Origin of the sequence: Aminobacter sp. Piv2-1, assembly GCF_037625995.1 — a bacterium.
Lineage (GTDB): Bacteria > Pseudomonadota > Alphaproteobacteria > Rhizobiales > Rhizobiaceae > Aminobacter.
In genome coordinates this window covers 56,462-77,155 of record NZ_JARKMU010000017.1, presented here as the reverse complement: position 1 = coordinate 77,155, position 20,694 = coordinate 56,462, and the positions used below count along the sequence as shown (strand labels likewise).

At 62.8% G+C, this 20,694-nt stretch carries 17 protein-coding genes and 2 pseudogenes; 13 read left to right on the top strand and 6 right to left on the bottom strand.

Annotation, left to right across the window (positions count from 1 at the left end):
- A pseudogene (locus tag AmiPiv_RS23935) lies at window positions 1-122 on the top strand (S-formylglutathione hydrolase); the annotation flags it as partial.
- Between the two features lie 173 nt (window positions 123-295).
- Here the strand turns inward: AmiPiv_RS23935 and AmiPiv_RS23930 are convergent.
- Window positions 296-1,333 carry a porin gene (locus AmiPiv_RS23930; protein WP_340041586.1) on the bottom strand — a complete coding sequence of 346 codons (1,038 nt, stop codon included), beginning with the start codon at window positions 1,331-1,333 and terminating at the stop codon, window positions 296-298.
- Window positions 1,334-1,617: 284 nt separating this feature from the next.
- A complete protein-coding gene (locus AmiPiv_RS23925; RefSeq protein ID WP_340041585.1) occupies window positions 1,618-2,454 on the bottom strand; it encodes a helix-turn-helix transcriptional regulator in 837 nt (278 codons plus the stop codon).
- Between the two features lie 156 nt (window positions 2,455-2,610).
- Here AmiPiv_RS23925 and AmiPiv_RS23920 point away from each other — a divergent pair, with 156 nt between their 5' ends.
- The 7 genes from AmiPiv_RS23920 (at window position 2,611) to AmiPiv_RS23890 (ending at window position 10,636) form a co-directional block, all read left to right on the top strand.
- Window positions 2,611-3,825, top strand: coding sequence for an aminomethyltransferase family protein (locus AmiPiv_RS23920; protein ID WP_340041583.1), 1,215 nt, complete (start codon window positions 2,611-2,613; stop codon window positions 3,823-3,825).
- Between the two features lie 61 nt (window positions 3,826-3,886).
- Window positions 3,887-4,903: a BMP family lipoprotein gene (locus AmiPiv_RS23915; protein WP_340041581.1), complete on the top strand. Its 1,017-nt coding sequence runs from the start codon at window positions 3,887-3,889 to the stop codon at window positions 4,901-4,903.
- Between the two features lie 80 nt (window positions 4,904-4,983).
- Window positions 4,984-6,510 (top strand): ABC transporter ATP-binding protein, encoded by a 1,527-nt coding sequence (locus AmiPiv_RS23910; protein ID WP_340041580.1) that lies wholly within the window; start codon window positions 4,984-4,986, stop codon window positions 6,508-6,510.
- A complete protein-coding gene (locus AmiPiv_RS23905; RefSeq protein ID WP_340041578.1) occupies window positions 6,500-7,564 on the top strand; it encodes an ABC transporter permease in 1,065 nt (354 codons plus the stop codon). Before AmiPiv_RS23910 ends, AmiPiv_RS23905 begins: the two co-directional genes overlap by 11 nt.
- Complete coding sequence (locus AmiPiv_RS23900; protein WP_340041576.1) at window positions 7,561-8,493, top strand: ABC transporter permease; 933 nt, start codon at window positions 7,561-7,563, stop codon at window positions 8,491-8,493. The genes AmiPiv_RS23905 and AmiPiv_RS23900 overlap by 4 nt, the downstream gene beginning before the upstream one ends.
- 172 nt (window positions 8,494-8,665) lie before the next feature.
- Window positions 8,666-9,538 carry a methylenetetrahydrofolate reductase gene (locus tag AmiPiv_RS23895; protein WP_340041575.1) on the top strand — a complete coding sequence of 291 codons (873 nt, stop codon included), beginning with the start codon at window positions 8,666-8,668 and terminating at the stop codon, window positions 9,536-9,538.
- Window positions 9,539-9,592: 54 nt separating this feature from the next.
- Window positions 9,593-10,636, top strand: coding sequence for a GlxA family transcriptional regulator (locus AmiPiv_RS23890; protein WP_340041573.1), 1,044 nt, complete (start codon window positions 9,593-9,595; stop codon window positions 10,634-10,636).
- 54 nt (window positions 10,637-10,690) lie between these two features.
- Here AmiPiv_RS23890 and AmiPiv_RS23885 read toward each other — a convergent pair whose 3' ends face one another.
- The 4 genes from AmiPiv_RS23885 to AmiPiv_RS23870 form a co-directional block, all read right to left on the bottom strand.
- The gene (locus AmiPiv_RS23885; RefSeq protein WP_340041572.1) at window positions 10,691-11,452 is read right to left on the bottom strand and encodes a DUF1194 domain-containing protein; all 762 of its coding nucleotides are present in this window, start codon (window positions 11,450-11,452) and stop codon (window positions 10,691-10,693) included.
- Window positions 11,453-12,368: 916 nt separating this feature from the next.
- Window positions 12,369-12,668 (bottom strand): hypothetical protein, encoded by a 300-nt coding sequence (locus AmiPiv_RS23880; protein WP_340041571.1) that lies wholly within the window; start codon window positions 12,666-12,668, stop codon window positions 12,369-12,371.
- A gap of 23 nt (window positions 12,669-12,691) precedes the next feature.
- Entirely contained in the window at window positions 12,692-12,832 is a 141-nt protein-coding gene (locus tag AmiPiv_RS23875) for a hypothetical protein (RefSeq protein WP_340041570.1), read from the bottom strand.
- Between the two features lie 61 nt (window positions 12,833-12,893).
- On the bottom strand, window positions 12,894-14,096 hold the full coding sequence (locus AmiPiv_RS23870) for a toll/interleukin-1 receptor domain-containing protein (protein WP_340041569.1): 1,203 nt from the start codon (window positions 14,094-14,096) through the stop codon (window positions 12,894-12,896).
- Between the two features lie 187 nt (window positions 14,097-14,283).
- On the opposite strand from AmiPiv_RS23870, the gene AmiPiv_RS23865 reads away from it, so the two are divergent.
- The 5 genes and pseudogenes from AmiPiv_RS23865 (at window position 14,284) to AmiPiv_RS23845 (ending at window position 20,688) form a co-directional block, all read left to right on the top strand.
- On the top strand, window positions 14,284-15,678 hold the full coding sequence (locus AmiPiv_RS23865; RefSeq protein ID WP_340041567.1) for a Shedu immune nuclease family protein: 1,395 nt from the start codon (window positions 14,284-14,286) through the stop codon (window positions 15,676-15,678).
- 168 nt (window positions 15,679-15,846) lie between these two features.
- A pseudogene (locus AmiPiv_RS23860) lies at window positions 15,847-16,032 on the top strand (tyrosine-type recombinase/integrase); the annotation flags it as partial.
- Window positions 16,033-16,625: 593 nt separating this feature from the next.
- A complete protein-coding gene (locus tag AmiPiv_RS23855) occupies window positions 16,626-17,825 on the top strand; it encodes a hypothetical protein (RefSeq protein ID WP_340041566.1) in 1,200 nt (399 codons plus the stop codon).
- Between the two features lie 234 nt (window positions 17,826-18,059).
- Entirely contained in the window at window positions 18,060-20,513 is a 2,454-nt protein-coding gene (locus AmiPiv_RS23850; RefSeq protein ID WP_340041565.1) for a UvrD-helicase domain-containing protein, read from the top strand.
- Window positions 20,413-20,688, top strand: coding sequence for a topoisomerase DNA-binding C4 zinc finger domain-containing protein (locus tag AmiPiv_RS23845; protein ID WP_340041563.1), 276 nt, complete (start codon window positions 20,413-20,415; stop codon window positions 20,686-20,688). Before AmiPiv_RS23850 ends, AmiPiv_RS23845 begins: the two co-directional genes overlap by 101 nt.
- The last annotated feature ends 6 nt before the right edge of the window (window positions 20,689-20,694 follow it).

Sequence of the window (20,694 nt, the reverse complement as noted above, 5' to 3'; positions counted from 1 at the left end):
CGTGCAACAAGGCCGGCATCGGGCTCACCCTGCGCATGCAGGACGGCTACGACCATTCCTACAACTTCATCTCCACCTGCATGGACGATCACCTCAGGTGGCACGCCGAACGGCTGGGGTGAGGGCTTAGAGCGCTTCCGCTTTTCTTGGAATCGCGGAAACGCTCTATCTCTTTGTTTTTACACAATTCCGTACGGAAAACCGCTGCACACTTTTCCTGGAATTGCTCTAAACGAAAACGGCGTCCGGTGCAGGCTCCGGACGCCGTGACGGGCAGCAAGGGAGGATGCTTCCGTCAGAAGTCCGCCTGGATGCGGACGAAGCCGCCGATTGCGTCGGCGTCGGCCAGATCGAAGTTGTCGTAGTAGCCGACTTCCGGCGAGACGGTCAGGCCATCGACCACCTTCCAGGCGACATTGGCGACCGCGGCAAAATTCTCCTGGGCGTCGTAGCCGAGCTGCAGGTTGAAGGTCGCCTTGTCAGTGAGCTTGGCAGCACCGCCGCCCCAGACAGCCCAGCGCCCGCCCCACACGCCATAGAATTGCGAATAGGGATCGCTGTCGTCGGTCTTGGCGCCGGCCATGGCCCAGAGCGAGATCCTGTCGTTGATGGTCAGGTCGAGCCTGACCTTGCCGGCCCATTCCTCGGCGACGGAATCGTAGCCCGCGACGGCGGTCACGCTGCCCCAGTCCTGCGCATAGGCGCCGCCGATCACGACGCGCGGCATGTAGCTGTCGATCACGTCTTCGCCCGAGCCGCCTTCCAGTGCGGCGGCCAATGTCAGCCCGTTCGAGCCGGTGTAGGTGTAGCCGAGCATGGTGGTGGTGAACGGGCCGTAGCCTACGATCGCGTCGTTGGAGACGGCGCCGGCATAGTAGGTCTGGGTGATGAAAAGCGAGTCGTTGACGCCGGCGAAGAAGCCGCCGAGTTCGATCATCGCCATCTCGATCTCGGCGCTCTGGACTGCGTCGGTGGCGTCGCGTTTGTGCTGGAAATTGATGTTGGCATAGGTGCGGAACGTGCCGAACTCGGTTTCGGCGCGGGCGTCAGTCTGCAGCTGGAAGCGGGCGAGCGTGTAGTAGGTGTCACGGTCGCCGTCGGCGTCGACATCGACGCCGAAGAGCGGGCCGAAGCCGGTCTCGAGGCGCAGATAGCCGCCGACCCTGAGACAGGTCTCGGTGCCGGGAATGTAGTAGAAGCCGGTGCCGTAGACGTCGCAGACGCGGACGTAGTCTAGGCTTTCGGCATCAGCGGCAAAGGCGCTGCCGGTCCCGAAGGCAGCCCAAAGGGTGGCGCCGGCGGCCAGCGCAGGCGCAAGTCTGTTCAATCGCATTCCAGTCCCCTCGCTTTGGTTGTCGAACCGGCATCTCTGCCGATGCCGCGCCTCCTGACTTCGCCTGATGCGGTACGAACGAAGGGTTCGACCCCCGCGGTTGGCGGGAGAGGCGAGGGCGAATTCAGGACGCCACTTGTCGATTTGGGCTTATTAGGCGCGGCTTTTGTAAGCTACGGGATCGACCGTCCTTGTGAAATGCCGCCAAGGCAGGAAGACATGTCCAGAAGTAAGATCAGCCGGCTACGCGTCCCGCCAGCCAGTCGACCGTGCCTTCTCTGGCGCTAGAAAGTCGTGTTCTCCATCTCCTCGGCGTCGATCGAGGAAATGCGAAAACCCTTGCCGGTCCTCAGCTCCCGCGGCGTCTGCCCGAACGCCTTGCGGATATGGCGGGAGAAGTGGAACGGATCCTGGTAGCCGCACTCATAGGCGATGCGGGCGATCGGCGTACCGCTGTTCATCAGCATGGCAGCACCTTGCGAAGCTCTGACATGCCAGATGTAACGGGCAGGGGTGAGGCCCATATGCCTGACGAACAGCAGCGTCAGGTGCTGGCGGCTGACGATGGCCGCGTCGGCGACGTCGGCGACGGTGATCTGCTTCTTGAAATTGGTGTCGATGAAGGCTTTGGCGCGCTGCACCACGTCCGGCAGCGAGCCGAGGTTCTCCTTGTCCTGCACGCCGAGCACGAAGGAACTACATAGCGCCTGGCCGATGGCATTGCGCACCTCGTTGACGCCCGAACGCGACGAACTGCCGAGTTCCACGCCGAGCAGCATCAGCTGGTGGATGCGGTTGTCGAGCGGAACGATGTCGGGTCCACTGCGCCAGGATTTCATGACCAGGCTCGAAATTGCAGAAGGCGCCGTCTCACACCAGGCCACCCGTGTTCGCTGGTCGCGAGGATAGAGGAAGGAGATCGGCGTGCGGTTGAGGATCAGTGCCGCCTCCCCGGCATTGACCTCGAAGTCGCCCTCGTCGCTGCCGACCTTCGCCTGGCCTTCGAACACGGCGAGGATCTGCAGATAGGCAAGCTTCATCGGGCCGAAGAAGCCGCCGTTCTCGTAGGTTGCCTCGCCGAAGGAGAAGGTCTGTCCCCCGGCGAAAACGATCGAACTCATGCAAGCCTCCCGGTTGGGTATCGCCGGCTGTCGTGGCTCTCTTGTCGCAGGTTATCTGACATAGAGACATGTTTCTAGGTCCCAAAGTCATTCACGCTCCGCCCGCCCTTTCATATCGTCCGGCTAATGAACGGACCGCAGAGGGCAGGAGCCACCATGGAATTCAAGGGTACCCCGTTTCACAGCCACTCGAGTGCGAACAATGCGACACGCTGGTGGTACGCATGGGACCGCTACCTGGTGCCCGACATGTTCAGCGACGTCGAAGACGAGATCCGGGCGATCCGCACGACGGGTGCGATGATCGACATGTCGCCGCTGCCCAAGGCCGAGATCGCCGGCTCCGGTGCCGCCGCGCTGCTCGACCGGCTGATCACCCGCTCGATCGCCAGCATGGAGATCGGCCATGCCATCTACACGCCGCTGTGCGCCGAGAGCGGCCATGTCGTCTCCGACGGGCTGGTGCTGCGCATCGCCGAGAACGTCTACCGCCTGTCGGGCGACTCGGCGGTCGAATGGTGCGAGCGTCATGCAAAGGGCTTCGACGTCGCGATCCGCGACGTGACGGATGAGATCGGGATCCTGTCGCTGCAGGGGCCGAACTCGACGCTGACGCTCGAGAAGGCGACGGGCGAGAGCTGGGACAAGTTCCGCTTCTCGCGCATCCGCAAGGCGATCATCGGCGGTGCCGAGGTCGAGGTGGTCCGGCAAGGCTTCACCGGCGAGCTGGGCTACGAGATCTGGCTGAACCGGCGGGACGGGGCTGCCGTCTGGGCCGCCGTGCGCCAGGCCGGGCAGGATTTCGGTATCGTGCCGGCGGGCGAATATGCCGCCGATATCGCGCGTGTCGAGGCCGGCATCATCCTGATCCGTGCCGACTATACAGGTGCCGGGCCGGAGCTGCAGTTCGCCCACGGTGTGCTCGACGGCGACAACCTGGTTACGCCGAAGGAACTCGGGCTCGAGCGTCTGGTCGACCTCAGCAAGGGCGACTTCGTCGGCAAGGCGGCGCTCGAAGCGCAGCGCGCCAATGGCCACGGCTCCAACGGCTTCACCGGCCTGGTCTTCGACACCGACGAGATCTACGCACTTTATAAGCGCGCCAATGTCTCGCCCAATCTCTGCCCGCGCGTCCGCTGGCTGGCGATGAAGCTGGTCCATGAAGGCCGTGTCGTCGGCCGTGCCACCAGCGTCACCTGGAGCCCGACCGTCGGGGCAATCATCGGCTTTGCTTGCCTGGGCGCGGATCTGATCGAGGTCGGTCGTGCCGACATCCAGGCAGAATGGACCGACGAGACCGGACGCGTGCTCGGGCTGGTGTCGACCCGTCAGGTAGCCACGCCATTCACCGCGCTGAAGCGCTCTGCCTGAGCCTGAGAGTTGGGCCGGGCCGAACGAGCCGGCCGCGAACGACAAAGGGAGGAACCTTGGAATGTCGATATTTGGCAAAGGGATTGCAGTGGTGGCGGCGGTCTGCGCCATCGGGGTCGGCTCGGCATTCGCCGATGAGCCGACCAAGGTGAAGATCGCCCTGGTGCTCACCGGCGGCGTCGAGTCGTCGTGGCAGAGCAGCCTGATCGCCGCGCTGGAGCGGGTGAAGGCCTCGAAGCCGCACGGGTTGGACGTGGAATGGACCGTCGGCGACCCGGTGTTCGACGAGGATGCTGCCGAGGCGATGCGCATCTATGCCGAGTCTGGCGAGTACCAGATCATCTGGGGCCACGGGCCCTATTCGGACCAGGTCGCCAAGGTGAAGGACGACTTCCCCGACGTGGCGTTCGCCGTGGTCGGCTCGGGCAACCAGCCGCTGGGCGGCAACCAGTACTGGATCTACAAGCGCGTCCACGAGGCGTCGTATCTGAGCGGCATGCTGGCTGGCGGCATGAGCAAGTCGGGATCGCTCGGCGTGGTCGGAACCTTCCCCGGCGACGACATCAACGACGAGATCAATGCCTTCTTTGCAGGCGCCCGGCAGATGCGCACCGACGTCAAGCAGCGCGTCGCCTTCGTCGAGTCCTGGTACGACCCGGGCAAGGCCGCCGAGTACACCAACGCCCAGGTGGCGACCGGCGTCGACGGCATCCTGCAGCTGACCGGAAACTTCGAGGCCTGCAAGCTCAACAAGGTCTACTGCTTCGGCAGCAAGGCCGACGAGAACTACTTCGCGCCCGAGAACGTGGTGACCAGCGCCGTCGCGCTCTGGGACCCCGACATCAACTGGATCATCGACGAGTGGTGGAACCACGCGACCAAGGGCGCGCCCTACCAAGGCAATGCCGAGCCGCGCTGGTTCTCCATGGCCGAAGGCGGGGTGGCGCTCGCGCCTTACCACGCACTCGACGCCAAGGTGCCCGAAGAGGTGAAGGCAAAGGTCGCGGAAACCGAGAAGGCCATTCGCGACGGCAGCCTTAAGGTGCCGCTCGATACCGCTTTGCCCGTTTCGCAATAGGCGGACCGGTGCGGCCCGCCGGGGAGGAGACCGGCGGGCCGCAAGGAAGTGCGCTCACGCGCCGGAGGAGTTCTAGGGAAATGACTGTTGCGTTGCAGGCCAGCGGATTGAGCAAGAGATATGGCGATGTCGTCGCGCTGGACGACGTGTCGCTCGAAATACATGCCGGCGAGATCCATTGCCTGTTCGGCGAGAACGGCGCCGGCAAATCCACCCTGTCCGGCTGTCTCTATGGCTATGTCCAGCCCGACAGCGGTGAACTGGCCATCGACGTCAAACCCGTGAAACTGCGTTCGCCGGCCGAGGCGCTGCGCTTCGGCATCGGCATGATCCACCAGCATTTCAAGCTTGTCGGGCGGCTGAGCGTCATCGAGAACGTGCTGGTGGGGGCCGGCGGCAGGGGATTGTTCCTCGACACGAAGACCGCGCGCCGGCGCCTTGCTGAGCTCTGCTCGGACTACGGCGTCGAGCTTTCCCCTGACGCCATCGTCGAGGAACTGCCAGTCGGCCTCCAGCAATGGGTCGAGATCATCAAGGTCCTGTTCCTCGGCGTGCGGATATTGATCCTCGACGAGCCGACAGCGGTGCTGACCCCGCAGGAATCGGACCGGCTGATGGCTGCGCTGGAGCGCATGCGCGACGCCGGCATGGCGATCGTGCTGATCTCCCACAAGCTGCGCGAGGTGATGCGCTCGGACCGTGTCACGGTGTTGCGCGCCGGCAAGCTTGTCGCGTCGCTCAGGACCGCAGAGACATCCCCTGAAGAGCTTTCGGTGCTGATGGTCGGGCGCAAGGTTTCGCCGTCTTACGACCACAACAGGGAGGCGCCCGGCGAAATCGTGCTCGACCTCAACGACGTCTACGTCAATGGAGAGCGCGGCCACCGCGTGCTCGACGGGCTGAGCATCCAGGTGCGTTCGCATGAGATCGTCGGCCTCGCTGGTGTCGCCGGCAACGGCCAGCGCGAATTGTTCGAAACCATCATGCGCGTGCGGCCGCTCGAGGCCGGCCGGATCAGCATCGACGGCAAGGATGTGACAGCCAGTTCGACAAGGGACGTCATCGACCTCGGCGTCGGGCATATCCCCGACGATCGCTATCTCCAGGGCCTGATCGGCAGCTTCACCATCGCCGACAACATCGTGCTCGGCCGCCATCACGACTGCGCCTTCCGCAAGGGGCCGTTCCTCGACCGCAAGGCGATCAGCTCCTTTGCAACCGACCGGATGTCCGAGTATCGCGTCGCCGCCAGGGACAGTGCCGCCCGCGTCGATCGTCTTTCGGGCGGCAACGCCCAGAAGGTGATCCTCGCCCGCGAGCTGCAGCGCAGCACCTCGCTGCTGCTCGCCAACCAGCCGACGCGCGGGCTCGACGTCGGCGTCATCGACTATGTCTACCGGCAACTGCTGGCCAAGAAATCGGAGGGCTTCGGCATTCTCCTGGCATCGGAGGAGCTCGACGACCTGATGACGCTCTGCGACCGCATCGCCGTCATCCACCGGGGCAAGATCGTCGGCGTGGTCGAGCCGGCCGCGACAACCCCGCAGCATCTCGGCCTGATGATGGCCGGCCAGGCCATTCCGGGAGGAGATGCCCGTGCGCATTAAGCTCGAACAACGCCATGCCTCCAGCCTGCTCTGGCAGGGCATGTCCTATGGCCTGGCGATACTGGCAGGCTTTGCCGCCACCGCGGTGCTGCTCAAGCTGTCGTCGGCCGATGTCTCCACTGCCTTCGCCGCCCTGCTGCGCGGCGCTTTCGGCAGCCAGCGCGCCGTCTTGCGCACGCTGGTGGACGCCACACCGCTCATCCTCACCGGGCTCGCCGCACTCGTGGTCTTCCGGGCCCGGATATGGAGCATCGGCCAGGAAGGGCAGGTCTATGCCGGCGCGATGGGCGCCTACTGGGTCGCCTCGTCGCTGCCGGACGCGCCGCTGTTCGTCGTCGGACCGCTTGCGATGGCCGGCGCCATACTCGGCGGCGCGACGATGTCGGGCATCGCGGCGGTGCTGCGCAACCGCTATGAGGTCAACGAGATCTTCTCGACGGTCATGCTCAATTACATCGTCGTCTACCTGCTGTCCTGGCTGCTTTCCGGCGGGCCGTGGACCGAGGCGGGCACGACCGTCGCCTACCACCAGACGCCGCTCCTGGCGCAGTCGGCCTGGTTGCCGCAACTTTCGGGGCCGCTGCATGCCGGCCTCCTGATCGCGATCGCCGCGGCAATATCAGTCCACCTGCTGCTCGAGCGCACGTCGGCCGGATACGACATGCGGGCGCTCGGAGCCAACCAGACGGCGCTGCGCTTCATGGGTATGGACGTGCCGCGCATCGTGCTCGTCACGATGCTGCTTTCGGGTGCACTCGCGGGCCTTGCCGGCGGGGTGGAGCTGCTCGGCGTCCAGCATCGCCTGAAGGCCGACTATCTCTTCGGCCTCGGTTATGGCGGTATCATCGTCGCCATGGTCGGCGGCCTGCGCCCGGCCGGAACCGTGGCGGTCGCCATCCTGTTCGGCGGCCTGTCGTCGGGCGCCGTCGACATGCGCATCCAGAGCGGCGTGCCGGATTCCCTGATCCAGGCGATGCAGGGCACCATCCTGCTCTTCGTCCTCTGCGGCACGGCGCTCGCCCGCTACCGCCTCACATGGAGCTCTGCAAAATGAGCGGACTGTTTCAGGAAGCCATTTTCGTCAGCCTGCTCGCCGCGACGATCCGTATCGCCACACCGCTGCTGCTCTCGGCCATGGGCGAATTGGTAACCCAGCGTGCCGGCATCTGGAATGTCGGCGTCGAAGGCACGATGCTGACCGGCGCCTTCATGGCCTACATCGCCTATGCGGTCACTGGCGATCACCTGACCGCATTCGCGCTTGCCGTGCTTGCCGCGATGGTGCTCGGCGCCATCACCGCCTTCCTGAGCGTCACGCTCCGCGTCGACCACTTCATCACCGGGCTGGGCATCAACCTGCTCGCCAGCGGGCTGACGCTGTTCTGGTTCCGCAGCTTCGTGAAGGGCAAGGCGCAGCCGACCTTCGACAGCATCGGCACGGTGCCGGTTCCTTATCTCTCGGACATACCCGTCGTCGGCCCGGTGCTGTTCGACCAGCGGCTCTTGACCTATGCAGCCTTTGCCCTGGTGCCGGTCGTCTGGGCCTTCCTCTACCGCACCAGGACCGGGCTCGAACTGCGCGCGCTCGGCGAAAACCCGGCAGCGCTCGACACGATGGGCCTCAATGTCGCCATCAGGCAGTACGCTGCCACCATCTTCGGCAGCGCCATGACCGGGCTTGGCGGGGCGTTCCTGATGCTCGGCTTCTCCGACCGTTTCGTCCCCGAGCTTTCGGCCGGTCGCGGCTGGCTGGTGGTCGTGGCGCTGATTGCCGGCAACTGGCACCCGCTGCGGGTGACGTTCGCCGTGCTCGCCTTCTCCTTCCTGGAGTCGCTCGCCACCCACAGCCAGGCGATAGGAGCAGCCGTGCCCTACCAGTTACTGCTCGCTCTGCCCTATGTCATCTCGATCGCCATCATCGTCATGGCCAAGGGCAAGAGCCGCCAGCCGGCTGCGCTCGGCGAGAGCTACGCCCGGTCATGAGCGCCTATCCGGATCAGGCCGTCGTGCCGGAGGCGGGCATTCCGCCCGCCCGGCCGAAATGCGCTTACGATTTTTCGCCGCCCTGATCCGGGCTGAGCGTCCTTCTCCTCTTCGCCGACATCACAGCCGGAGACCCGAGCCGGCGCGCGCTCCCCTAGTGCCGGAGATCACCATGCCCGAACTCAAGCATCGCCTTTCGCCGCTGCCCTTGCCCAATCTCGTGGGCGAGGGGGTATCGATCGAACTGGCGCCGGCCCAGGCAACCGGATTCACGCCGTCCGACCAAGCATTTCCGCGCGGTTCGCGGGTGTTCCTGACCCATCTCGAGGGCAAGCCCATCGCCATGCAGGTCGAGGCGGCGAGGCTGCTGAAGCAAGCCGGCTTCGTTCCCGTTCCGCATCTCGGCGCCAGGCATTTTGAGACGGTCCGGGAGTTCACCGACCTCGTCCAGGCACACAGCCGCAACGGCGTCACCGAGGCGCTGTTCGTCGGCGGCAATCCGCTGTCGGCCAGCGGCCCGCTAGAGGACGCCGCCGATCTTCTCGCCCATCCGGTCATCGCCGACAGCAGCTTCGCCACAGCCTTCGTCGGCGGCTATCCGGAAGGCCACCCGGCGATCAGCCAGAACGCGCTCGCCCATGCGCTGCTGCGCAAGATCGCCATCTGCCACGACCGCGGACTAGCCCCGCGCGTCGTCTCGCAATTCGCTTTCGACGGCGCGATGATGGCGGCCTGGGCCATGAACCTGCACCGCAACTATCCGGGGGTTCCGGTCCATCTCGGATTGGCCGGCGTCACCTCGCTGACCAAGCTCATCAAGTTCGCCGTGATGTGCGGCGTGGGGCCGTCGCTGGCCGCCCTACGGCGCTCGGGCGTCGGGCTGTTCAATGTCCTCGCGGACAAGGATCCGGGCGATCTGATCGGGGCGATAGAGGCCGACCTGCCGTCCGATGCCCCCCGCATCTTCGCGCATCTGTTTCCGTTCGGCGGCTGGGAGAAGTCGCTCTCCTGGCTGCAGGATTATCGCCGCAGGCGTGCGGACTGACGAGCCGCGGAGACCGGGACCGAGTGTCTGGGGGAGAAACAGAAAGAGCCAGCGATGAACGCGCCATACAAACATGCCGGATTCGAAGCCCATTGCGAGCAAGGAGGGGTGCAGGCTGAGCGCGCCCCGGACCAGCTCCATGTCGAGAGCCTGGATGTCGAGATCCTGTTGCTGCCCGGCTTTTCGCAGCTATCGCTGGCCGCGCTGATCGAACCGCTCAACCTTGCGAATGCCCTGTCCGGCCGAAAGCTCTTTCGCTGGCGACTGGCGAGCATCGATGGCCAGTCGGTCACCAGTGCCGGTGGCATCTCCGTCGGCGTTGCGCGGCGTTTCGAAGGGCTGCTGGAGGGGCAAGCGACGCGGCAGCCTGCATTCATGATCTGCGCCGGGGAGGAGGTGGAGAGGTACAGCACCCACCAGTTGCGCGCCTTCCTGCGCCGCGCCGCCCGTGCCTGCGTGCCGCTTTATGCGATGGGCACCGCCGCCTGGCTGCTCGCGGATGCCGGGCTGCTTGGCGACAGGCGCTGCACGATCCACTGGAGCAAGATGGCGGCGTTCGCGGAGAGCTTCTACGACCTCGATGTCGACGACGCCCTGTTCGTGAGCGACCGCCAGATCGTCACCTGTGCGGGCGATTTCGCCGCATTCGACCTGGCGATCGACCTTGTCCAACGGCAGTGCGACGCGGAGCTGGCAAGAAGCATCTGCCAGCATCTGACCGCCGACCGCTGGCGCGACGGCGCGAGCTGCCAATCGGCACCGCCCGGCTTGCGCCATGGCGCAAGCGGCCGCAAGCTGATGCAGATCATCCAGCAAATGGAACGCAACGTCGAGGATCCGCTGCCGCTGATCGAGATCGCGCGCTGGGCGGCGCTGTCGCGCCGCCAGGTCGAGCGCCTGTTCGAGCGTCTGCTTTCGACCACGCCGCGCCAGTACTACATCAAGCTGCGGATGCGCCGGGCGCGCCAGTTGATCGAACTGACCGACATGCCGATCACCGATATCGCTATCGCTTGCGGCTTCATGTCGCCGTCCTATTTCTCCAAGAGTTTCAAGGACCATTTCAACGTGCTGCCAAGCCAACTCCGCTGCTGCTGAAGGCCTGATCGGGGATGCCGACAAACGTCTCCTGGCAGTGCACCTGATGGGCCGTTACCGCGTCTCCGGCATGGCCAGTAGAGCGACCGAACCGACGGCGCCGGTTGGTTCGGCCAAGCTGATCTCCTTCACCAGTTTCTGGCGCAAGGCTGACGTGTACAGGCTCGGACTGGTAAGCGGCATGACAAAGGCATTTGGACCTCCGATGACGTTGTCGGCGAAGTAGCTGGTGAGGTCATTGCGAACACCGAGCCGGATCTCCGGGAGCGCTATTGCGTTGATCGTGCAGCCCGCAGCTATCGCCCGCAGCCTGCTTTCCTCGACGGGCAGTCCGTCGTTGTTGATGCCATTGGCGGAGATGTCGATAATCTTGTTGGACGCTTTTCCCGCGTAGCTGCCCAAGAGCGTCACGCTCATGTCGATGGCGAAGGAAATGGAAGTCTGGCACATGGCTTCACAACCAAACCCCCTGTCGCCGCCCTCGCTGATGGCAGACGCCACGGCCTGTGCATCTTCCGGCCCGCAGACATTCGTCCACGGCAGCACCGAGCGCATCTGGCCGTAGCTGGACCATTCGACATAGGTGATCGCGATGCAGCCCGCGTGGGTGCGAGCGATGGCTGACAGGACCGCCTGCGAGGAGATCGCCGCGGCATGACCCTCGCGCTGCAGCTCGGCAGTGGCCGGATCGACCGAGCCCGAGACATCGACCGCGAACACGATGGCGGTGTCGATTTCGGTGGCACTGGCTTCCGCGCCAACCGAGACCAGGGCAGCCACGATCGCCGTTGATCCGACAAGGGAGTTCAGGCCCATGGCCGTGCTCCTCCAAAGAGCGTTGCCTCGATGGGATGAAGGTGCTTCCAGCAATTCCTGGTGGTATGGGGACGATGCTACACCGCAACCTGGCCACACGACAGGTGGCCAAAGGAGCTAGCGCTTTTGGGGTTGCCGGGGCGGCGCTCATCTCAGTGCGCTCGAAGCCGCTCGTCTGCCTGCAAAGCCAGGCCGGCCGTGTCACCGTGACAGGCGCAGGGATCGGCACAATTCCGAGCCAAGGCAAACGTAGCAATTAGGGGAAATTCCGCTGGTGGTGTGGGCAGTCGTGAGCGAACGGGTCTCGCTCTCCAATTTCCTTGATACCCCCCGATTTTCAGGGAATTTTCGGCTCCTTCCAGGCGTGTCTGCGATCAGGCACTGCAAAATACCTCGCTAGTTCAAGGTATTACGCCGAAATACCCTACTTTCGGGAACAGGGAATGCAGGAGGTCGGAACAGGCCGCGTGGGAAAGCGAACAGGGAAAGCGGCAGCAAACGCCCGGGACTGCACACTTGCCATGGTGCCGCGACCTGGCGGCATTTTTCAGCTCACTGTTGACCGAGCGCGTTTTGGGTTAGCCTTGATCTTCGCTTCCGCTGCAACCACCATGCGGACAGAAGGGTGGAGTGTGACTGGCTGGGGGCATCGACAGTCGGAAAGGCGGCCGCAAAGAGGACGCTACAGGCGGCAGGATGTCCTTTGCCATTCGGCGGCTAATTCCGATGATGATCATCGTCCGAACAATCCCCATTTTTCAAGCGATGGAGCGGGCTGTCGCGCAGGTTGGGCGAAGAGAGACAGACGATGGTGTCGCTTTCGCTCGCCTGTTGTTGGTCAAGGTCGCCGTTTGACCCGAGGGCGACGTCCAGACGTCTGAATGCGAATGACAGCTTTGCGCCCTTTTTTCAGTCGCTAAGGCAGAATTTTCGTGCGCCTTAAAGCGGACGTGATAGCGGGATGCTTTTCGCCGTAAACCATTCTGGTGGCCCCGCCAGCGATCATATAGCGTGCTAACTGCGTCGCCGTCTCCTGTAGCATGGTCGTATCGACCGGCTTGCAGTCGGCGGCCTTGGCGTAGATGAGCCGCGCCAAATGATTGTAGAACCATCCGAGCATCGGGCGCATGCGCTCGGCGAGCAGCGCGGGCGGGCAGCGCACGATATCCATCAGGATAAGCGCCTTCGCGGCCTCCTCTTCCGCGAAGCCTTCCAATACCTCACACTCGCGCGTAGGCCTCAAGCGCATTCGCTGCATTCCAGAAGCTGAATGAACTCTCCCGAATGAGGCAGCCCTTCGGCAAGGAACGCGAAGCGCGCTTTAGGTGAGAGCTGCGCCAGGCGCTGCGCCTGTTTCAGACCGATATCTACCTTGCCCATGGGTAACCTCCGGGCCGCATTCTATCCGGTCGGGTGGTTACCCGCAGCGATTTCCGCTCGGTCAGCTACGGCTCTTGACGAACCGCCGAGTCGCGTCGGTCTTAACGACCCGGATGCAGTTGTAGCTGCTTGCCAGCACCTGGTAGTCGACGATCAGCTTTCGAGCTAGCAGGTAAGCGAGCGCAGGGTTGATGCGCCTCGGCTCCCAGCCGTACCGCGCCGCGACCTCCGCCGTATCATGCGGCATGGCCGGGTCGTTGATGAGATCCGCTGCGATGCGAAGCGCATCCTCTTCCGGAGAGAATGGCATGAAATGCTTATCGAAGGCGACGAACAGGTCGGCCTTGGGGAAAACCCGGTCGAAGCTTACAGTGACGAGGTCGCGAAGCTCATGAAGGGCATCCTCGACATCATCCTCGGATGCCTCGATCGCTGCGGCAAGTTCATCGATCCCTTTTTGGGGATGCGAGAACATGGCGTCCGTCGTCTCCTCGACGAAGATCTTCGCGATCGCCGTTGCGGTCTTGGAATAACCCGTCGCCGGTAAACTGACGCTCGCGGGAGCCGGTCCGAGTGGCGGCTTGCGCGATACCCCATGGATGTCGTTCACGAGATCACGCACGCCCTGATCGAGGTCGGACGGATCGAGCTCCGGCGAGAGCATGCCTGACAGCAGCGGCGGCAGATCCTTGGCGGCAAGATCCTGCCTGAGCGCGATGAACCGCGCCTGACCGGAGATGCGGCGCACCAGCCCTGCGTCCATTTCCTGTTGCACCCAGGGCTTCTTCATCGCGCTTGGGGTAAGCAGCACAATGAAATGCGTGCAGTTCCCGAGACCGACATCGATCTTCTGGCGCAGGCTGTCCCCGGAGCCGATCTCCCACTCGGCCCACCAGGTGTCGACGCCGCTCGCCATTAGCCCTCGCGCGACTTTGTCCGCGATCGCGCGATCATCGAACGAATAACTGAGGAAAGCCTTTGGCGGGCCGCTTGCGATCGGCTGGAAGCTGGTAGCGTCCAACTCGTTCTCATTCATCTGTCCCTTGACGACGGCGAGCAGGGCCGGCGAGCCTTCAATGGTGAGGCGCAGGTCATCGATGGCCTCGCCATAGACAATGACCGACGGGAACTCTCCTGTCTCCGGATGGCGGATAGCACTGAAGCGCTCCTGCAGCTGCGCCTTGATGCTGTCGACGGCAGCCGACATGAGGTCCTTCGAAAATTCTCCCGCATTGAACGGCTTATTCTTGTACTGCATGCGCATCCCTCACCTCCATATGTGCATGCCCTTTGATATGAACATAGGAGAACAAGTTTTCAACCGCGGATGGGTTCGACGATACGCGAATCTACTTGCGTTACTGCGCAATACATTGCTTGTTCGCACCATGGCAACGTTTGGATGGCAGTTCGGGGACGATGACAAAGGCACCCTGTCTTTAGACACAGGAATGCCTGGCAGGGCGGACGTCTATTTTACGCCGTCGAAGGTGCGGCTCGACGCTGCAAAGCATTCGGACGACGCAAGTGCCAAGGTGCTGCTGCTGCGATTCGATGCGGGCAGCCACACCACTACAATCTTTCCGGTCAACACGATGCCAAAGCCGGCGCAGTTCCTAATGCCGAAGCATCATCCGATCAGGTCGATCGAACTCTACGAAACAGCAAGTTTCTATACAAACGCTCGCACCGATTTTGATGACGAGGATACCTACTACCTCCCCGAGACGCTCGATGACGTCACGAGTTATCTCGCGGAAGGCATGCCTTCAGGCTTCATCAAAGACCCTAACTTCGGGTTGGGGATCGATCGAACCCTGTATTTCATTCCCCGTGCGTTGGCCCAAATCGGCGGCGTACGCTGTTTGCGGCTCACCGATAAGAAGTCGCTTGAAGTCTCCCTGTCTGACGACGGCGGTACCTTCGAGATGGGTTATGACTTGTTCGACGAGCTTCGGCGCAGTGCTAACCGCTTCGACGTGCAAGCACGTGCATCCAGTGTGAAGAAGAAGCAGCAATCCGCCTATACCAACCTGCTCCACCGCATCGATGATGCGAAATTCCCGATGAAGGTGATCGACCGTGAACCGGGGGACATCGCGGAGTTGGTAGGGGCCACTATCGTCGACGCGAAACTCTCCGATCATGACCGTGGCGTCGTGATCGGACTTGCCAGTGCGACCGTCCGCACGTCACTGAAGAAACAGCGTGACGCGGTGCTGAAACTGCATGATGAGATCGAGCTCGCCTCCCTCGAAGAGCTAATCGCGCATATCGAAGCGAAGCTGGCGGCCCAGGCGAATGAGTCCCAGTGGCAGAAACTCTTCGAGGCAAATCCGTTCATCCTGGACCTCGCATTCAACGTGCCCGTGCTCTTGCTTCAGGGTCAGGCGCATGTCGGCGGCAAACGGATCAGTGGCGCCGGCGAGACGATCACCGATTTCCTGCTCGCCAACCATCTCACGGACAATCTCGCTGTGCTCGAGATCAAGACCCCGGATACGCCTCTGCTCGCGACGCGCGAATATCGCGGCGGGGTGTACCGTCCGTCGGCCGAAGTCGCCGGCGGCGTGTCGCAGGTGCTCGACCAGTTGAATCTCCTGCAAAGCCGGATCGCGACATTGCGCGACACGAATCGCAGCGTGCGCATGGAATCATTCGGTATGCGGGGCGTACTCGTCGTCGGGACGATGCCTGCCGATCACGACCGCAAACGCTCCTTCGAGTTGTACCGCAACGCCCTTGCGAGCATCTCCATCCTCACGTTCGACGAGCTGTTAGCGAAGCTGAGATCGCTTCGCACGCTGCTTTCCCCAGTGACGTCGGAGGGCCAGATCACGCTTTAAGGCTTGGTCGCGCGTACGGGACGATCACCTGACGAGACACGATCATCTCGCCGTTCGGCGTCGGGATCTTGGTGACCACCGCATCCGCCCGATAGTCGCGGTCGACCTCGCAATCGACAGCAAGCTTCGCGGTTGCGACCTCGTCAAGATGAAGACCGGATCGCTTGTCTGCGTCTCGAGGAATACGGAACGCATTCGCTCCGCCGTACCAAGGCCGCCCTGATCTACAAGGCTACCGGCAATATCCGAGCTATTCAGATATTGCTTGGACACACTAAGATCGAAAACACCGCTCGATACCTCGGTGTCGATATCGATGATGCGCTTACGCTTGCCGAGACAACGGAAATCTGACCAGCGCGGCCTCGCTGAACACAGCGGGGCCACGTTCACCAACGCGCCCTCATCTCGGCCGTTCAGGCCTCACTTTCGATTTCTCAAAAGCAGACATGAACCGCCGGCAGGCGAGACGTCTAACTGTGGGGTGGTTTACGGGCTGGCTGCTTTAGGAAACATGGCATCTCAAAGCCGCCGGACACATACCGTGGGCTGCGTCTTGTCAGTCTTGCAATCCGGTCTGACGTGGATTGGATAGATGTAGCCGGCAACGTCGTTGGCTCCAGGCAGGGTATGCGACCGCCGACCTGGATCGGCGTGTCCCGAGGCGTCTCGTGCCCTTCCGGTTGACCAAGCATAGCTTGGAGGGGTTCGGACGGACCGCCATCGGGACGCTTCAGTTCAGCCAGCGCGAGTAGCGTGACCGAGCTCGTCCGAACACCTCACACGGCCGCCAGGAAATGAAAGCCCGCGGCTGGGTACAGTCTTGAAGGCCTTGCAGACGCGGTATTGGGAGGTCTCCTACGGCTTGAGATTCTCGCGTCCGCACTTGACAGGCAAGCGTTGTGCATACTGCTTCGGAGGTGCTGAAGCGACCGAGGGTTTCTGTCATGGGATTTCGCGCCGAAGACGTTCACCCGATGCGCTTTCTGCGTGCCGTGCCCGGCTCCGATCGGATTGTTCAGCAGGCCGTTCGCAGCGACCCGCAGGGTCTGCTGAGCAGCGCAACACTGGACCTCGTGACCGGACACGTGGTCGAGCTCTACAATGCAGGCCTCGGCCTGATAGCTTTCGAGCAGCGCCCATCCACTATGGACGCGGTGAACAAGACCGTCAGCACACTCGCACATATTGCGAATTTCGCCAGCGCCGGGCGCAATTCGTTCCTCCTGCCGAGGGAGGTGACCGCACTTCTGGGGCGGACCGATCTCGGCGATATCCGGCTGTCCGACATCCGGCTTCCGTTCAGGGCCTTCTACCTTGGGTTCGCCGGGGGCCTCGCAGTCGGTCTGCCCGGCCTTCCGAACGTGATCGATGGCGCTTATGTCGAAACGTTCAAGATCGAAGACGACGCAGCACCTCACCGCTATCTGACGTTTTACGTCACAGCCCGTCGCACAGATGGCGCCACAGGGGCAAAATCAGCCTGGATCACCAGTCCCGAACCGCACTTCTACGCTCAGCTGAAAATCCTGGCGGCCGCCGAAGACACTCTCGAAGCGGCAATCGAACGCGCAACGAGGTCGGGCGATATCGCCCTCGAGGCCGAGCCCGAAGCCCAAGCCGCGCTCATCGATGGAATCCGGCAAGCTACCGAAGAAGGATTCTTGGTGGAGAAACCAGTAACCACCGGCTATGAGCGCGCCGCAGCCTTCAATCTCGCGGCACTGCCAACAATGCGCAGCGTCCTGGCGCTCCTCTGCAACGCCATCTGCCTGCTATCGGCCGAGCCCGTGGCTTCAGAACCGGGCTGGCCGACGGATGCGCCTCAATCGCTCGTCGACATTGCATCGCGGGGCTCCACGCTCAAGCGTCGCCGCACCGCAACGGGACAACTGGCGGAAAGGGGCTTCTTTTCGACGCGAACCATAACTCTGCAACTGAACGCGCCGGACGCCGCTGAAGCCCAGGCCAATCTCACAATGCCATCCGGCCGCGAACTGCTGCCGCATTGGCGCCGAGGACATTGGCGGCGGCAGCCCCATGGCGCCGGCAATCTCGAACGCCGACTGATCTGGATCCGGCCCGTTCTGGTCCGCCGGGATCGTGGAGAGGACGTCGAGGGTCACGTCTATGTCATTTCAAACTAGCGGAACTGGATACACTGAGAGGCCGTCTTGACGAGGCTGCCAGTGACTTCTCGTAACTCCCGTGGTCGGCGGTAAATCATCGTGCCAGCGTGACGACGCTGCCATTGTTGTGGCACCTAGTCCAGAATGTCTGGACGCGCTCGAACATATCGCCCTGGTTTCTTCGCCCGGTTTCTACCGTCGGGACGATGGAAGCTCGTACTCAATCCCTCGACGCCGGGCAGTCTGCGACTGGTGTCGACCGAAAGCATCGATCTGCCCTGCATCGATGCGACGGCCATCTCAGTGCGCAAGGCGCTGCTTTGGCATCACGTCGATGTGCGATCCCATCATCGCGTCGACAGTCTCGCCTGTCTGGGAAAACAGGCTGCGCAGCAACTCGCGGCCGACCTCCATCGCTTCGTCAACAACCATCTTTCGAACCTGGTTGCCTCCCACGCAGACCAACTGGGCGAAGTGGACATCCGCCTTCGGGCCATCACGCAGAACCAGCAGCGGTATCTGGCCTACGCCGATCTTGCGCGGGCCATTGCGGACGTTGCTGGCGATGCGGCGATGGCGTTGTCCCATCCGCTCTTCGATCCGCAGTTGATGCCGCCAGGCTTGAAGGCAGCCTTGCCGTCGTCGCTAGCCTTCCTCATAGATGCGAACATTCGGCACCGATACAATGACGAGTTTGTCGGGGCCGAGGTCTCCAGGTACCGCCGCTTCTTCGATGACATCGATGGACGGTCTCTTTCCGACCAGCAGCGAGAAGCCTGCATTCGTCTCGAGGACAACAACCTGCTGGTCGCGTCAGCGGGATCCGGGAAGTCCGCGACCATGGTCGGCAAGGTGGCATACGTCCTCGCCAAGCAGCTGCATCGCCCGGACGAGATCCTCGTGCTCGCCTTCAACAGGAGCGCGGCCGAGCAACTAAGAGAGCGGATTGCCCGTCAACTCGGCATCGACACGGTAGATCTGAAATGCCGCGTCACCACCTTTCACGCGCTGGGCCGCGGCATCATCGAAGAGGCCGAAGGCCGTCCGCCCCAACTTGCCGACTGGGTGGAGCATCCGGCTGGTGAGGCCAGGGTCATCGAGGCGATCATAGAGGACCTCCTCGGCTCGAAACATGAGTTCGCCAAGCTCTGGATCGACCTTCTCGTCCTGTATCCCAAGGCCGATATCCCCGCTGAGGTTTTCGACACGAAGGCCGACCACGATCGCTATTTGTCGGTGCGCCGGCGCAGAGGTAACGCGACGATCGGAACGATGGCCGGTGTCTTTGTAAAGTCGTTGCAGGAGCAGACCATTGTCAACTGGCTCTGGCTGCACTCGGTGGAATTTGAGTACGAGCGGCAGGTCGCGGTCGAGGATGAAGATGGCGCGACCACGCACCTGCATCCGGACTTCTACTATCCGGCAAGCCGCACGATCCACGAGCATCTTGCGGTCAATGCCGACGGCTCGTCGCCCTTCGCCAACTATGTCGCACACGCCCAAAGCAAGCGGGCTTCATATCGCGACGCGGAGCTGGACGTGTTCGAAACGACGTCGGCGCAGGCGCAGAATGGTACCCTCGTCGAGGCGCTCGAAGCCGAACTTTCGAAGCGCAGCATCCCGTTTCAGCGCAAAAGCTATTCCGCCATCGTCCAGGCCCTAGAGCCGGTGGTGATCAAGCACTATCACAAGCTGATCGCGGTCTGCATCAAGCATATCCGCGCCAGTCATCTGACCCTCGACATGCTGATTGAGCGCGCAGGATCGCTGCACGATAAGACCCGTGCCAAGCAATTCGCGCGGGCGGTCTGGTTCATCACCCAGGCCTATTCCCGTAAGCTCGATGAAGCCAACCGCATCGATTTCGACTCGATGATTGCCAACGCGACGCGCCTCGTAGAAACCGGCAAGTATCAGAGCCCTTACGCCCTAATTCTTGCCGATGAATTCCAGGACATTTCCGAGCCGAGTGCGAACCTCGTGAAGGCGCTAAAGCACCAGAGGGCATTTACCAAAATATTCGCCGTGGGCGACGACTGGCAGTCGATCTACCGGTTTGCGGGTTCCGACATCACAATCTTCACGCAGTTCGAGGCAAATTTCGGCGCGAGCTGGCAGGGCCGGCTTGAGCAGACCTATCGCTGCAACCAGCTCATTGTCGAAACGGCCGCGAACTTCGTCCAGCGCAACCCCGCACAGCTCAAGAAGTCGGTACGATCGACACGGGCAGCGATCGCCAGGTCGATCCGCGTTGTTCCGATCGACGGCAACGGGACCAAACCGGACTTTGGCGACGCCTGCTGGCGGCTCCTGAGGCGCCTCGACAGCTTCCTTGGTGGTCTCTCGGAACAGTGGCGGAGCGATATGCGCCAGAAGCTCAAGGTGATGGTGCTATGGCGTTACAACCAGCTCGACCCATTCAAGGGTTCAACGCCCCGGTTCGACAACATCGAGGTGTCGGGACTGTCGTTCCATCGGGCCAAGGGGTTGGAGGCGGACTACACGATTCTGCTCGATGTCAGCGAAGGCGACTATGGGGTGCCGAGCCGTATCGAGGACGATGAGCTGCTCAATCTCGTGATGCCGCGACCGGAAGCGTTCGAATATGCGGAGGAGCGGCGCTTTGTTCTACGTGGCCCTGACTCGCGCCAGCCGCGGCGTCTTCCTGCTCGCCAACGCCCGGGAACCATCCCGCTACATCCGTGAGCTCTCCGAGATTGCCGGCAACGACCTCCGCTTTGAGACGATAGACGGCGAGCTACTGCGTCAATGCCCAGCGTGTCGGGCCGGTCACTTGGTCGAGCGAACCGGACCCGCCAATCGCCGTTTCCTGGGCTGCAGCCAGTTCCCGAACTGCGAGCAGACGGCACCCCTGAAATAGCAAAGC

Coding starts and splice junctions, on each gene's coding strand:
- AmiPiv_RS23930 (WP_340041586.1), bottom strand. CDS start 1,333: ATGCGATTGAACAGACTTGCGCCTGCGCTGGCCGCCGGCGCCACCCTT.
- AmiPiv_RS23925 (WP_340041585.1), bottom strand. CDS start 2,454: ATGAGTTCGATCGTTTTCGCCGGGGGACAGACCTTCTCCTTCGGCGAG.
- AmiPiv_RS23920 (WP_340041583.1), top strand. CDS start 2,611: ATGGAATTCAAGGGTACCCCGTTTCACAGCCACTCGAGTGCGAACAAT.
- AmiPiv_RS23915 (WP_340041581.1), top strand. CDS start 3,887: ATGTCGATATTTGGCAAAGGGATTGCAGTGGTGGCGGCGGTCTGCGCC.
- AmiPiv_RS23910 (WP_340041580.1), top strand. CDS start 4,984: ATGACTGTTGCGTTGCAGGCCAGCGGATTGAGCAAGAGATATGGCGAT.
- AmiPiv_RS23900 (WP_340041576.1), top strand. CDS start 7,561: ATGAGCGGACTGTTTCAGGAAGCCATTTTCGTCAGCCTGCTCGCCGCG.
- AmiPiv_RS23895 (WP_340041575.1), top strand. CDS start 8,666: ATGCCCGAACTCAAGCATCGCCTTTCGCCGCTGCCCTTGCCCAATCTC.
- AmiPiv_RS23890 (WP_340041573.1), top strand. CDS start 9,593: ATGAACGCGCCATACAAACATGCCGGATTCGAAGCCCATTGCGAGCAA.
- AmiPiv_RS23885 (WP_340041572.1), bottom strand. CDS start 11,452: ATGGGCCTGAACTCCCTTGTCGGATCAACGGCGATCGTGGCTGCCCTG.
- AmiPiv_RS23875 (WP_340041570.1), bottom strand. CDS start 12,832: ATGGGCAAGGTAGATATCGGTCTGAAACAGGCGCAGCGCCTGGCGCAG.
- AmiPiv_RS23870 (WP_340041569.1), bottom strand. CDS start 14,096: ATGCGCATGCAGTACAAGAATAAGCCGTTCAATGCGGGAGAATTTTCG.
- AmiPiv_RS23865 (WP_340041567.1), top strand. CDS start 14,284: ATGCCTGGCAGGGCGGACGTCTATTTTACGCCGTCGAAGGTGCGGCTC.
- AmiPiv_RS23855 (WP_340041566.1), top strand. CDS start 16,626: ATGGGATTTCGCGCCGAAGACGTTCACCCGATGCGCTTTCTGCGTGCC.
- AmiPiv_RS23845 (WP_340041563.1), top strand. CDS start 20,413: ATGCGGAGGAGCGGCGCTTTGTTCTACGTGGCCCTGACTCGCGCCAGC.